Genomic DNA, 12678 nt, shown 5'->3' on the forward strand with positions numbered 1-12678 from the left:
TTGTTGTTCCATCAGCGGCGCCGTGCGCGCCATTGGACGACGAAGCGCCGCAGCACCCGGGAGGCGCGGCTCGCGTGGCGGCTGCCGAAGCGGGCGCCGCGCCGGTTGCGCCAGCGGCGCAGCGTGCGCCGCATGGCCCGCAGCAGCCGTCCGGCCTGCACGAAGGCGTGGCTGGCGCGCAGCCGGCCGACCCAGTGGTCTTTCAGCGTCATGAACCAGCCGTGGCAGCGCGCGAACCAGCCGACCGCGAGCAGGGTCGGCAGGGTCAGCGCGTACAGCCGCGCCACCACCGCCGCGCCGCCCAGCTTGGCGACCACGATGGTGGCGATGCCGGACACCGCATGGCCGTGCGCGATCGCCACCACGGCCAGCAGCTTGACCGGCAACAGCAGCAGGCCGGGCAGCACGAACAGGCACAGCGCGCCCCAGGGCGGCAGCAGACGCACGCGCGCTTCGAGCGCCGCCAGCAGCGGCCAGCGCGCCAGGCCGGCGCCCAGCCATGCGCCGACGTCCCAGCACCATTCCTCGAGCAGCAGGAAGAGGGCGGCCAGGTGCACCAGCGGCGCGAACAGCCGGGTACGCGCATTCGTCATGGCTCGTGTCATGCCCGAATGATACGGGAAATGGCGGCGTCCGCCGTCACGGCCGTGCCGCGCGCACATCATATTCGTGCGCTTGCGGCTACAATAGGACGCATGAACAAGGCATTTGTAAAAGAGTCCGATAACGACGACGATGACGAAGCCCTGGCGCTGGCCCAACAGATTCCGGCCGGTTCCAAGAACTACATCACCCCGGCCGGGCACAAGGCCATCAAGGACGAGCTGCTGCAGCTGATCGACGTCGACCGGCCGGAAGTCGTGCGCGTGGTGCACTGGGCCGCCTCGAACGGCGACCGTTCCGAGAACGGCGACTACATCTACGGCAAGCGGCGCCTGCGCGAGATCGACCGCCGCATCCGCTTCCTCACCAAGCGCCTCGACTCGGCCTTCGTGGTCGATCCCTCGGTCCACCACGGCAACGACCAGGTCTTCTTCGGCGCCACCGTCAGCTATCTGAACAAGGCGGGCGAGGAGCACACCGTCACCATCGTCGGCATCGACGAGCTCGATCCGCTGAAGGGCCGGATCAGCTGGGTCTCGCCGGTGGCGCGCGCGCTCACCAAGGCGCGCGAGGGCGAGGTCGTGACCCTGCAGACGCCGCAGGGCACGGACGAGCTGGAAATCCTCAGCGTAGACTATCCCGAACCCATTACGGACTGATTCATGAAACACCCCTCCCGGTCGGCGCGCGAGCCGGATCCCCTTGCCGCGCTGCGCTCGGCCACCGCGAGCCGCCACCAGGCGCTCGACAGCGGGCTGCCGATCGGCGCCGACGATGCCTCCCTCGGCGATTACGCTTCCCATCTCGCCATGCTGCGCGCCTGGCTGGCACCGCTGCAGGCCTGGCTGACGGGCTTCGCGGACGGACCGCAATGCGGGCCGCAATTCGATCAGGCCCAGCGGCTGGCCCTGATCGAGCAGGACCTGGCCGAGCGCGGCATGCCGGCCGCGCCGCTGCCCGCGCCTGCGGCATCGGACTGGCCGGCCGCCGCCAGCCCCGCCTGGCGCTGGGGCGTGTGCTACGTGATCGAAGGCTCGCAGCTGGGCGGCGCCGTCCTGTACCAGCGCCTGCACCGGCGCCTGGCCCCGCATCCGCTGCGCTACCTGAAGGGGAACGAGGCCGGTCCCGGCCCGCGCTGGCGCAGCTTCATGCAGGTGCTGCGCGAGCAGGTGCGCAGTCCGGAAGAGATCCTGGAGGCCTGCGCCGGGGCTTGCGCGGCTTTCGACAGCATCCTCGCGCTGGATAGGTACCGCGATTCCTGATCCGCGAATTGTTTTAGAGGTTAATTTCTTATTCGTATTATTTCTTAATTCAAATAATTCAATTAAGAATTGTGTAAATACATAGTCCGGTTTTGAGTCCGGTTAAAAGCCTCATAAGCAAATAAATCATCATCATTTCCGTGGTCTAAAACAGGGGAAATGATGAGACAGTTTTACGAATACCATCCAGTCATCGGCTATCGCTACATTCCCGGCCTGCGGGTTCGTATCCCGCACGAAGGCGGCGGTTACCTGATGCAAGTCAACGGACTAGGCTTCCGCTCCGATAAAGAATTTGTGCAGGAACGTAGGCCGGGACATCGGCGCGTGCTTGTGTTCGGCGATTCCTTCACGGCCGGCGATGCCGTGCCGAACCGCCGGCGTTATACGGAATTGCTGGAGACATATTTATCCGCCAGCGAGGCCGGCCCGGTCGAATTATTCAATTTCGGCCTGTCTTCCACGGGTACCGACCAGCAATATCTGATCTGGCGTGAATTCGCCCAGGACATCGAACACGACCTCGTCGTGATTGCGGTATTCGTCGAAAACATCCGGCGCGTCAATGCCCGTTTCCGGCCTCACCACGACGAGCACGGCCGCGAGCGCATTTACGCCAAACCCTATTTCCAGCTCGAAGACGGCGAGCTGCGGCTTTGCCAGGTGCCGCCGCGCCGCGAACCCTTTGACGAAGCCGGGTTGAGCCCCGAGCAGGCCGCTGCGGTCGACCAGGGCGGACGCTTCATGGCGTTGCGCAGGATGGTCACGGCTCTCGGCGTGCGCGACGTGGTGCAGAAGCTTACCCAGTACCAGCCGCTGCCGCATTACGATTCGCCGTCGAGCCCGGCCTGGCTGCTGATGCGGGCCATCCTCGCGCAGTGGATCGGTGCACTCGGCAAGCCGGTGCTGCTGCTGCCGATTCCCCTCCCGCAGCACCTCGACCAGACCTGCGACGCCGCGCCTTACCAGGCCCGCTTCGCCGAACTGGCGGCCGACCTGGGCTGTGCGCTGCACGATCCTTTGCCCGGGCTGCTGCGCATTGCCCCGGCCGAGCGGCGCCGCCTGCGCTGGGAAAAGGACATCCATTTCACGCCGGCCGGACACGAAGCGCTGGCGCGCTCGCTCGAACCCGTGCTGGCCGGTATGCTGGCGCAAAGGCCGAGCCCTTTGCCGGCGGCTGAGCTGCGGGAGCTCGCATGAGCGCGACCATCCTGGGCATTGCCGGCTACTACCACGACGCGGCGGCGGCGCTGGTGCGCGACGGCGTGATCGTCGCGGCCGCGCAGGAAGAGCGCTTCACGCGCAGGAAGCACGACCCTTCGTTTCCCGTCAACGCCATCAACTACTGTCTCGAGGAAGGCTTCGTCGATGCCGTCGATCTCGACGCGATCGTGTTCTACGACAATCCGCTGCTGACCTTCGACCGTGTGGTGCAGAACGCCTGCGCGGGCGGGCCGGACGGACGCAGGCTGTTCGCCCAGGCCGCCGGCAATCTGCTGGGCGACAAGATCTGGGTCAACGAGCACGTGCAGCGCGCGCTCGGCACGCTCGGACGGGAAGGGCGGGTGCTGTTCACCGAACATCACATGGCGCATGCCGCCAGCGCCTTCTACCCTTCGCCCTTCGACAGCGCCGCGGTGCTGACCATCGACGGCGTCGGCGAATGGGCCACCACCAGCCTCGGCCTGGGACATGGGCGCAGGCTCGAGCTGTTCGCCGAAATCGACTACCCGCACTCGCTGGGCCTGCTGTACAGCGCCTTCACCAGCTTCTGCGGCTTCAAGGTCAATTCCGGCGAATACAAGCTGATGGGACTGGCGCCCTACGGCCGTCCGAAATACGCCGACCGCATCCGCGACCACCTGATCGACATCCGCCCGGACGGCTCCTACCGGCTCGACATGGCCTGGTTCGGCTATATCGACGGCATGGCGATGGCCGGGCCGCGCTTCGCGGAGCTGTTCGACGGTCCGGCGCGCGCGCCCGAGTCGCAGATCACGCGGCGCGAGATGGACCTGGCGGCCAGCATCCAGCAAGTGACCGAGGACATCGTCCTCAGGACCGCGCGCCACCTGCGCCGCCTCACCGGCGAAAAGAACCTGGTCCTGGCCGGCGGCGTGGCGCTCAACTGCGTCGCCAACGGCAAGCTGGCGAAGGCCGGGCTGTTCGACGGCATCTGGATCCAGCCGGCGGCGGGCGATGCCGGCGGCGCCCTCGGCGCGGCGCTGATGGCGCACCACGGCTACTTCGAGGCGCCGCGCGCGCGTCCGGCCGGGGCCGGCGACGCCCAGCGCGGCAGCTACCTGGGGCCGCGCTATTCGAGTGCGGAGATCCTCGCCTTCCTCGACCGCAAGGGCTACCGCTATCACCGCATCGCGGACCGCGACGAAAGGCTGGGGCTGGTGGCCCAGGCGCTGGCCGCAGGCAAGATCGTCGGCTGGCTGTCGGGGCGGATGGAATTCGGCCCGCGCTCGCTGGGCGCTCGCTCGATCCTGGGCGATCCGCGCAACCCGCGTACCCAGGCCACGATGAACCTGAAGATCAAGTACCGCGAGTCGTTCCGCCCGTTCGCGCCGGCCGTCCTGCGGGAAAAGTGCGCCGACTATTTCGACTACGACGGCGACAGCCCCTACATGCTGACGGTGGCGGCGGTGCGCGAGGACCGGCGCCGGCCGATGGATACCAGCGCCTTCGAGGGCGGCGACGACGACATGATGGCGCTGATCAACCAGCCGCGCAGCGACGTGCCGGCCATCACCCACGTCGACTATTCGGCGCGGATCCAGACCGTCGACCGCGACAGCCATCCGGAATTCCGCGCCCTGATCGAAGCCTTCGAGCGCCTGACCGGCTGCCCGCTGCTGGTGAACACCTCGTTCAATGTGCGCGGCGAGCCGATCGTGTGCAGTCCACAGGATGCCTACCGCTGCTTCATGCGTACCGAGATGGACCTGCTGGTGCTGGAAGACGTGCTGCTGTGGCGTTCGGAACAGGCGCCTCTGCCCGACGACGAAGACTGGAGAAAGACCTATGAGCTCGATTGACGATGCGGTACTGGGTGCGGCCACGGCGGCCCTGTTCGACGCCCTGACCGCGGGCGCCGCGCCGCCGGCCAGGGGGCAGGCGCCATTCCCGATGGGACCGGACCCGCAGCTGCCCAGCTATTACATCCAGCGCGGTCGGCCGGCGATGGCGCGTGAGGATTTCCTGTCCGCGTCCTGTCTCGATGCCGGCGAGTTCGGGCAGCGCCTGGCGGCCTGCTGGCTGGCGGCGGGGCGGCCGGCACTGGCGGCGCAGGCGCCGCTGGCGGCCGAGACGGCGGCGGCGCTGCACGCCCTCTACGTGCAGGCGCGGCCCGAGGCCGAGCTGTCGCCCTATATCTACCAGATGTTCTAGCCGGGCATGGTGGCCGAGCATGAAGAACGCCGATGCGGAAGTCGCTGCGGTGGCGGCCGGTCTCGCGTGCCCGCCGGGCTTCGTCGTGGTGCCGGAGACCGTCCTCCCATGCGGCATCACGGTGCCGGCCTTCGCCGTCGCGCGCTGGCTGGCGGCGTGCGGGCCCGACGGCCAGGTCCTGCTGCGCGAGGATGCGCCGCCGTGGGTGAACGTCAGCTATCACGCGGCGCAGCGCGCCTGTGCGGAGGCTGGGCTTGGCCTGCTGACCGAACTGCAGGCCCTGGCCATCGCGCATGACCTGGCGCGCCAGGACGCGAACTGGAGCGGCGGCGAGGCCGGGGCAGGCGAGTTGTACCGGGGCCTGCACCTGGCCGGCTTCGGCTGCGCCCAGCCGCCTTGCGTGTGCTCTCCCGATGCGCGCGAGCGGCGCTGGCACGTCCTGTCGACCGGCGAGCGCATCCACGATGCCGCGGGCAATGCCTTCAGTTGGGTGTTCGACGACGTGCAGGGCAACCCGGATGGCATCGTGGCGCGCGGCTTCGCCGAGACCTCGCCTACCGTGTCGGGGGCGCCCGGCAGGCGCTGGGAGCGGGGACTGGGCTGGTGGCCGAAGGCCGGACGCTGCTGGTGGGGGCGGGCGCTGGCGCGGGGCGGCGCCTGGTCGTCGCAGGAAGGAGCGGGGCTCTTCACGGTAATCGACGAGAAACCGGGAGCGCAGCGGCCCTACGTGGGGTTCCGCTGTACTTTCCCCGTGTAGTATTTTCCTGATAAGCCGCACTATACTCGGGGCATGCACCTGTACCGCGAATATCCGCCCCATCCGCTTCTCGCAGGCCACGTCGCCTGCCTGTGGACCAGCCACGCGGCGCCGAGCGGCGCGCCGGTGCGCCACCGCGTGCTGCCGGACAACTGCATCGACATCCTGTGGCAGGACGGCACGCCGCTCGGCTTCGTCGCCGGGATGATGTCGCGCCCGCACCGGGTCGAGGTGACGCAGCCGGTGCTGACGGTGGCGGTGCGCTTCCTGCCGGGCGCCGCGCGCGCCGTTTTCGACCTGCCGCTGCACGCCCTGCAGGACGGGCATCCGGCCTTGTCCGAGCTGTGGCCGCGCCATGAGGCGGAGGCGCTGGCGGCAGCCTTGTGGGATCGCGCATCGAGCGCTGAGCAGCGCCTGGCGGTCATCGAGCGTGCGCTGCTGGCGCGCCTGGGCCGCGCCCCGGATGGCGGCCCGGATCGCGCCGGCCGCCTGGTACGCGCGGCCGTCGGGCAGATCGAGCGTGCCGGCGGCGCCCTGCGCATCGAGGAGCTGGCGGGCACGCTGGGCGTCTCGCGCCAGCACCTGGCCCAGCAGTTCCGCGAGCGGGTCGGCCTGAACGCCAAGACCTTCGCCATGGTGTGCCGCTTCCGGCGCGCCAGCGCCGCCCTGCGTGCCGAAGCGGGCAGCGGCGCGGGCGCCATCGACTGGGCCGGGCTGGCGGGGGAGTGCGGCTACTATGACCAGTCGCACCTGATCCACGAGTTCCAGCAGTTTGCCGGGGAGACGCCGCAGGACTTCGCGCGGCCGCGGACGGGCCGGGCCGGCTAGAATGCCGGCATGCCCAAGAAAACCCCCACTTTTCCCGGCCCGCGCACGGCGCGCGGCCAGGTCCTCGCGATCCTGCTGTCGAATACCGACCAGGCCGGCGCCGAGCCCCTGCGCGGACGCGTGACGCTCGCCGCCATCGTCCGTTCCCTGAAACGCAAATACCATTGGCCGATCGAGACCACCAGCTTTCCGTCGAATGCGGCGGACGGCCGCGCCACCTGGGCCACCGTGTACAGCCTGCCGGCCGAGGTCATCGACAAGGCGCTGGATGCGCGTGGACGGGATTGGTTGCGCAGCAGCCTCGGAATGTGAAAATCTCACCAAAAACCACAATCTTTACCTGGATTAACAAATTTTTCCCGGAGGAAATCGTATAGTAGGGACTCGTGTCTGGTTTCCCTTTGGCACTCTTTTGTTGAGGTCATAAAATGTTCAACAAGCTCACGATACGCACCCGCCTCATCGCGACGATGGCCTTCCTTGGACTGATCATCCTGGCATTCGGCCTGCTGGGCGTTTTCGGCATGCGCTCCCTCGAGTCCTCGCTGGAAGACGTGTATTCGAACCAGCTGGTGTCGAGCATCTCGGTCAACGATTCGAAGAATTTCCTGTCCCGCGCCCGTTTCGCCATCGACCGCGCCGCCCTGCATCCCGAGGATCCGGAAGTCGGCAAGACGCTGGAGCGCGTCGCGGCTTTCCTGGCCGATTCCGACAAGTCCTGGGCCGCCTACATGGCCCTGCCTCAGGACGCGGAGGAAAGCGTACTGGCGCGCGACGTCGTCGCCAGGCGCGACGTCTATGTCAGGGAAGGCTTGCTGGCGCTGGCGGACGCGGTGAAAAAACAGGATGCCGCGGCGATCGATGCCCTGAACAACCGGCTCCTGAACCTCTACACCGATTTCAATGACGCTGCAGGCAAGCTGGACCAGTACCAGATCAGGGAAGCGAAGAGCCATTACGAAAGCGGCGTGCACCTGGCCGACAAGGTGATGTACACGTCGATTGCCGGCATCGTGATCGGCGCCCTGCTGATCGTGGTCTCGTCGGTGTCGCTGGTGCGCGCGATCATGGGCCCGCTGGACCAGGCGCTGCGGCACTTCCATGCGATGGCCGAAGGCGACCTGGCCACCAGCGTGGTCATCGAGCGCGAGGACGAGATGGGCAAGCTGCTGGCGGGCCTGGCGAAGATGCAGGGCCAGCTGGCCCGCACCGTGCGCAGCGTGCGCGACAGCAGCAGTTTCATCGCCGGCGCCAGCAGCGAGATCGCTTCCGGCAACCTGCACCTGTCGGGCCGCACCGAGGAGCAGGCCAGCAGCCTGGAGGAAACAGCGTCCTCGCTGGAAGAACTGACGTCGACGGTGCGCCATAATGCCGACAACGCACGCCAGGCGAACCAGCTGGTGGTGTCGGCATCCGAAGTGGCGCTGCGCGGCGGCCAGCTGGTGGCCCAGGTGGTGGACACCATGGGCACCATCAGCGATTCGTCCAGGCGCATCGTCGACATCATCGGCGTGATCGACGGTATCGCCTTCCAGACGAATATCCTGGCGCTGAACGCGGCCGTCGAGGCGGCGCGCGCCGGCGAGCAGGGCCGCGGCTTCGCGGTCGTCGCCGGCGAAGTGCGCAACCTGGCCCAGCGCTCGGCGGCCGCCGCCAGGGAGATCAAGGAACTGATCACGGCTTCGGTGGCGAATGTCGATACCGGCACCGAACTGGTCGACAAGGCCGGCGCCACCATGAGCGAGGTGGTGGCGAGCGTGGCGCGCGTGACCAGCATCATGTCGGAGATCGTGACCGCCAGCCAGGAGCAGAGCGAGGGCATCGAGCAGATCAACCGCGCCGTGCTGCAGATGGACCAGGTGACGCAGCAGAATGCCGCCCTGGTCGAGGAAGCGGCCGCGGCCTCGTCCTCGCTGCAGGAACAGGCCAGGTCCCTGACGGATGCGGTCGCGGTGTTCCAGCTCGAGCACCATCAGGCACCGCAGCGCGGCGCCATGCTGTTGACCGCCTAGCGGGTGCCTGGGCCTGCGGGCGTTAGCTGGACTTTGAAGAAACTGCTGTAGGATTGTGAGACCGGCGCGACCGGTCTCTACTCAACGTGCCGTCAACCACATTGGAACACACGTGTCCTTCCGCACCCACCCGGAGCTGATCGAGCTTGCCAGCCGCGCCCCAAGCAGGAGCCAGTCGCGCTTCGTCCTCCTGACCCTGCTCGCGGGTGTCGCCGCCTACGTCGCCGTCCTTGGCGTTGCCGAAGCGCCGGTCAGCCCGGCCCTGGGCATCGTCGAGATCCAGAGCGCCGGGCTGGCCATCACCGGCCTGCTCACCGGCCTGATGCTGATCGGCCAGATGCAGCTGCGCCGCTCAGCGGCCCTGGCCATCCTCGCGTTCGGCTACCTGTTCTCCTCGGTTGCGGCCTGCGCCTACACGCTGCTGTTCCCCGAATTCATCAGTCTGTTCCAGTCGATCAGCAGCCGGCAGGCCAACGACTGGCTCTACCTCGCATGGCATGGGATCTTCTCGGCCTGCGTGCTCGGCTACGCCTTCGCGAGCGGCGAACCGTCACGCCGCCAGCGCAGGCGCCAGGCAGTGCTGTCGTTATGCACCCTGCTCATCGTCGTCATCGGATTCGCCATCGGGCCGGACCCGCTCGTCGCTTCGCTCGCCGCGAACCGCCGTGCCGGCGGGACCTATTTTGCCGGCATCGGAATCGTGCTGGCGGTGTCGATACTGGCCCTGGCCGCCGTGCTGCAAAAGCGGCCGCGCACCCTGCTCGACCTGTGGCTGAGCGTGGTCATGCTGACCTGGGTGTACGACATCGCGCTGGCGGCCTCCTTCGACAACCAGTCCTTCGATCTCGGCCTCTATGTCGGCAGGCTGGGCAGCCTGCTGGGGTCCCTGTTCCTGCTCGGCGTTCTCGGCGCCGAAAACCTCAGCATCCACGTGCGCCTGCGAGCGGCCTTCGACGACATGATCGAATCGCGGGTGCGCGAAAAGTCCAACGAATTGCTGGCGGCCGTCCTGCACCAGCTGCCCGAAGGGGTGTTCGTCTTCGACGGCGACGAGCGCCAGGCCGTCGTCAACGCACGCGGCAAGGCGCTGATCGACGGCGGCCGGTCCGGGATCATGGACATGGTCGTCGCGCAGGCCGACCGCGCGGCCGGGCAAGGCCCCTTCGAAGACGAGATCGTGGAACGCGTGGCCGCGGGAGACCGCCGGGTCTTCTCGGTCAGCGGCGCGCCGATCTACACCAGCGAAGGAAGCCTGGCCGCCAGGGTGGTCGTCGTGAACGACGTGACCGAGCGGATCGAGGCCGAACGGGCCCAGTGGGAATATCTCGAGCGCCTGCACGCCCTGTTGGAAAACACGCCGCTGGCCGCCATCGAGTGGGGCGGCGACCGCATCGTGCGGCGCTGGAGCAAGCGCGCCGAGGAACTGTTCGGCTGGCCCGCCTCCGAGGTGATCGGCAAACCGATCGATGCCCTCCAGCTCATCCATCCCGACGATCTCCACATCGTCGACGGGATCATGGCTGCGCTCGTCACCGACGAGGCCGCCTACATCAAGAGCGAAAACCGGAATATCCGGCGCGACGGCACGGTCGTGCAATGCGAATGGCACAATTCGGCGCTGCGCGACGAGCAGGGCAGGATCGACGCGGTCTTCTCGCTCGCGCTCGACATCACGGAACGCAAGCAGGCGATGGCCCAGTTGACCGAGGCGGATGCGCGCAAGGACGTCTTCATCGCCACCCTCGCCCATGAGTTGCGCAACCCGCTGGCGCCGATCGCCAACGCGGCCTCGCTGCTCGTGAGCCAGCATGCGGACCGGGAGCGCGTCGAATGGCTCGCGGCGATGATCAGCCGCCAGAGCGCCCGCATGGGCCGCCTGCTCGACGATCTGCTCGATGTGTCGCGTATCGGCCGCGGCAAGATTCAATTGCGGAAGGAGACCATCGACCTGACCGGCCTGGTGCACGAAGCGCTCCAGGTCAGCATGCCGCTCATCGAGGCCGGGCGCCATCGCGTCGACATCGCTTTGCCGGACGAACCCGTGTGGGTGCTTGCCGATCCGGTCCGGATCGCCCAGCTCATGTCGAACCTGTTGAACAACGCGGCAAAGTACACGCCCGCGGGCGGCCGGATCGAGGTGCGGCTCGAGAAAGCGGATGCGCACTGCATGTTCACCGTCAGCGACAATGGCATCGGCATCGAGCCGGACATGCTTTCCCAGGTGTTCGAGGCCTTCGTCCAGGTGGGCAGCGCGCGTCACCTGGCCCAGGGAGGATTGGGCATCGGCCTGTCGCTCGCCCGCGGCCTGGCCGAACTGCATGGCGGCACGCTCACCGCGGCCAGCGAGGGCAAGGATCGCGGCTCCACCTTCACCCTGTGCCTGCCGCTGGCCAGCCGCCATCGGGATGCGCAGCCGCCGGCCGCCGGCTGCGAACCGGCGGCGAAGCTCGAGGCCAGCGTCCTCGTGGCCGACGATAACGTGGACGCCGCCGAGTCCCTGGCCATGCTGCTGCGTGCCCGCGGCGCGGAGGTGACGGTGGCCTACGATGGCGAGCAGGCATTGAGGATGTTCGGCGAGCGCCCGGCGGACATCCTGATTCTCGACCTCGGCATGCCCCACGTCGACGGACTCGAGCTCGCGCGCCAGCTTGCGCGCGTCCATCCCAGGCCCTACCTGATCGCCCTGACGGGCCGCGGCCGCAAGGAAGACCGCACGGAATCGCTGCTGGCCGGCTTCGACGAACACCTGATCAAGCCGGTCGACCTGGAACGCCTGGCGGCGATCTTGCAGCGCGCCGCCTTGAAGACAAACCGGGAGCGAGCTTGAGGCCGGCTTCGAATTTCCTGAACTTCAACATCCGAATTTCCTGATGTTCTTATCGCTTCTGCCGCTATACACTTTGTTGGCAGTTCATAAATAGTTCGTCAGAACAATTCAGAAAGGGACATCGAAATGCGAAGCTTTCCGTTGAAGGCCTTGGGGTTTGTGATCGTGCTGATCCTGCTGGTGGCGCTGGCGCCCTTCGGCACCGTGCCGGCGGGTCACCGCGGCGTGATGACGACCTTCGGCAGCCCGAGCAGCGAGGTGCTGAGCGAGGGCATCCACTTCCGCGTGCCGCTGGCGCAGAAGCTCAACCTGGTCAACGTCTCGATCCAGAAGGGCGAGGGCGACGGCGATGCCGCTTCGCGCGACCTGCAGACCGTGCACACCCGCGTGGCCCTGAACTACCACGTCAAGCCGGAAGCCGCCGTGACGGTGTTCCGCGACCTCGGCAACGAGCCGGGCACGCGCATCATCATCCCATCGGTGCAGGAAGCCGTGAAGGCCGTCACCGCGCGCTTCACGGCCGAGGAGCTGATCGCCAAGCGCACCGACGTGCGCGACCAGATCGTGACCCAGCTGCGCGAGCGCCTGGCGCGCCACGGCATCGTCGTGGACGAGTTCTCGATCGTGAACTTCAACTTCTCGCGCTCCTTCAACGAGGCGATCGAAGCCAAGACCACGGCCGAGCAGCTCAAGCTGAAGGCGGAACGCGACCTGCAGCGCATCGAGGTCGAAGCCAAGCAGCGCGTGGCCCAGGCCAGGGCCGAGGCCGAATCGCTGGCCGTGCAGCGCCAGCAGGTGACGCCGGAACTGATCCGCCTGCGCGAGATGGAGAACCAGCGCCAGGCCATCGAGAAGTGGGACGGCAAGCTGCCCAACGTGGCCGGCGGCGCCATCCCCTTCATCAATGTGAGCCCGGCCAAGTAAAGCTTCCATTTTTCCAATACACGGCGGGCGGCGTCGGGCATGATGCCGCTTTGCCATTCAAGGAGACGA

12 protein-coding genes are annotated in these 12678 nt (G+C 67.5%); 11 read left to right on the forward strand and 1 reads right to left on the reverse strand.

The window, feature by feature from the left end; genetic code table 11:
- Nucleotides 1-11: 11 nt before the first annotated feature.
- The gene (locus tag AC1DOP_RS18385) at nucleotides 12-593 is read right to left on the reverse strand and encodes a hypothetical protein (protein WP_442122381.1); all 582 of its coding nucleotides are present in this window, start codon (nucleotides 591-593) and stop codon (nucleotides 12-14) included.
- Between the two features lie 102 nt (nucleotides 594-695).
- Between AC1DOP_RS18385 and greB the strand changes: the two genes are divergently transcribed.
- The 11 genes from greB (at nucleotide 696) to AC1DOP_RS18440 (ending at nucleotide 12609) form a co-directional block, all read left to right on the forward strand.
- Nucleotides 696-1262 (forward strand): transcription elongation factor GreB, encoded by a 567-nt coding sequence (greB, locus tag AC1DOP_RS18390; protein WP_442122382.1) that lies wholly within the window; start codon nucleotides 696-698, stop codon nucleotides 1260-1262.
- 3 nt (nucleotides 1263-1265) lie between these two features.
- Nucleotides 1266-1865, forward strand: a complete 600-nt coding sequence (locus AC1DOP_RS18395) for a biliverdin-producing heme oxygenase (RefSeq protein ID WP_442122383.1) — start codon at nucleotides 1266-1268, stop codon at nucleotides 1863-1865.
- 162 nt (nucleotides 1866-2027) lie between these two features.
- Nucleotides 2028-3065 (forward strand): SGNH/GDSL hydrolase family protein, encoded by a 1038-nt coding sequence (locus AC1DOP_RS18400; protein ID WP_477252643.1) that lies wholly within the window; start codon nucleotides 2028-2030, stop codon nucleotides 3063-3065.
- The gene (locus AC1DOP_RS18405) at nucleotides 3062-4909 is read left to right on the forward strand and encodes a carbamoyltransferase family protein (RefSeq protein WP_442122385.1); all 1848 of its coding nucleotides are present in this window, start codon (nucleotides 3062-3064) and stop codon (nucleotides 4907-4909) included. The genes AC1DOP_RS18400 and AC1DOP_RS18405 overlap by 4 nt, the downstream gene beginning before the upstream one ends.
- Nucleotides 4896-5261, forward strand: coding sequence for a hypothetical protein (locus tag AC1DOP_RS18410; protein WP_442122386.1), 366 nt, complete (start codon nucleotides 4896-4898; stop codon nucleotides 5259-5261). The genes AC1DOP_RS18405 and AC1DOP_RS18410 overlap by 14 nt, the downstream gene beginning before the upstream one ends.
- Before the next feature lie 19 nt (nucleotides 5262-5280).
- Complete coding sequence (locus tag AC1DOP_RS18415) at nucleotides 5281-6018, forward strand: hypothetical protein (RefSeq protein WP_442122387.1); 738 nt, start codon at nucleotides 5281-5283, stop codon at nucleotides 6016-6018.
- Between the two features lie 33 nt (nucleotides 6019-6051).
- Nucleotides 6052-6846, forward strand: a complete 795-nt coding sequence (locus AC1DOP_RS18420) for a DUF6597 domain-containing transcriptional factor (protein ID WP_477252646.1) — start codon at nucleotides 6052-6054, stop codon at nucleotides 6844-6846.
- 9 nt (nucleotides 6847-6855) lie between these two features.
- Nucleotides 6856-7158 (forward strand): hypothetical protein, encoded by a 303-nt coding sequence (locus tag AC1DOP_RS18425; protein WP_442122389.1) that lies wholly within the window; start codon nucleotides 6856-6858, stop codon nucleotides 7156-7158.
- 116 nt (nucleotides 7159-7274) lie between these two features.
- A complete protein-coding gene (locus AC1DOP_RS18430) occupies nucleotides 7275-8858 on the forward strand; it encodes a methyl-accepting chemotaxis protein (RefSeq protein WP_442122390.1) in 1584 nt (527 codons plus the stop codon).
- A gap of 112 nt (nucleotides 8859-8970) precedes the next feature.
- Nucleotides 8971-11685 carry an ATP-binding protein gene (locus AC1DOP_RS18435; protein WP_477252649.1) on the forward strand — a complete coding sequence of 905 codons (2715 nt, stop codon included), beginning with the start codon at nucleotides 8971-8973 and terminating at the stop codon, nucleotides 11683-11685.
- Nucleotides 11686-11811: 126 nt separating this feature from the next.
- On the forward strand, nucleotides 11812-12609 hold the full coding sequence (locus AC1DOP_RS18440; protein ID WP_442122392.1) for a prohibitin family protein: 798 nt from the start codon (nucleotides 11812-11814) through the stop codon (nucleotides 12607-12609).
- Nucleotides 12610-12678 lie beyond the last annotated feature (69 nt).

The sequence above is a fragment of the Massilia sp. 01N410 genome, from assembly GCF_056399665.1.

Coding starts and splice junctions, on each gene's coding strand:
- AC1DOP_RS18385 (WP_442122381.1), bottom strand. CDS start 593: ATGACGAATGCGCGTACCCGGCTGTTCGCGCCGCTGGTGCACCTGGCC.
- greB (WP_442122382.1), top strand. CDS start 696: ATGAACAAGGCATTTGTAAAAGAGTCCGATAACGACGACGATGACGAA.
- AC1DOP_RS18395 (WP_442122383.1), top strand. CDS start 1,266: ATGAAACACCCCTCCCGGTCGGCGCGCGAGCCGGATCCCCTTGCCGCG.
- AC1DOP_RS18400 (WP_477252643.1), top strand. CDS start 2,028: ATGAGACAGTTTTACGAATACCATCCAGTCATCGGCTATCGCTACATT.
- AC1DOP_RS18405 (WP_442122385.1), top strand. CDS start 3,062: ATGAGCGCGACCATCCTGGGCATTGCCGGCTACTACCACGACGCGGCG.
- AC1DOP_RS18410 (WP_442122386.1), top strand. CDS start 4,896: ATGAGCTCGATTGACGATGCGGTACTGGGTGCGGCCACGGCGGCCCTG.
- AC1DOP_RS18415 (WP_442122387.1), top strand. CDS start 5,281: ATGAAGAACGCCGATGCGGAAGTCGCTGCGGTGGCGGCCGGTCTCGCG.
- AC1DOP_RS18420 (WP_477252646.1), top strand. CDS start 6,052: ATGCACCTGTACCGCGAATATCCGCCCCATCCGCTTCTCGCAGGCCAC.
- AC1DOP_RS18425 (WP_442122389.1), top strand. CDS start 6,856: ATGCCCAAGAAAACCCCCACTTTTCCCGGCCCGCGCACGGCGCGCGGC.
- AC1DOP_RS18430 (WP_442122390.1), top strand. CDS start 7,275: ATGTTCAACAAGCTCACGATACGCACCCGCCTCATCGCGACGATGGCC.
- AC1DOP_RS18440 (WP_442122392.1), top strand. CDS start 11,812: ATGCGAAGCTTTCCGTTGAAGGCCTTGGGGTTTGTGATCGTGCTGATC.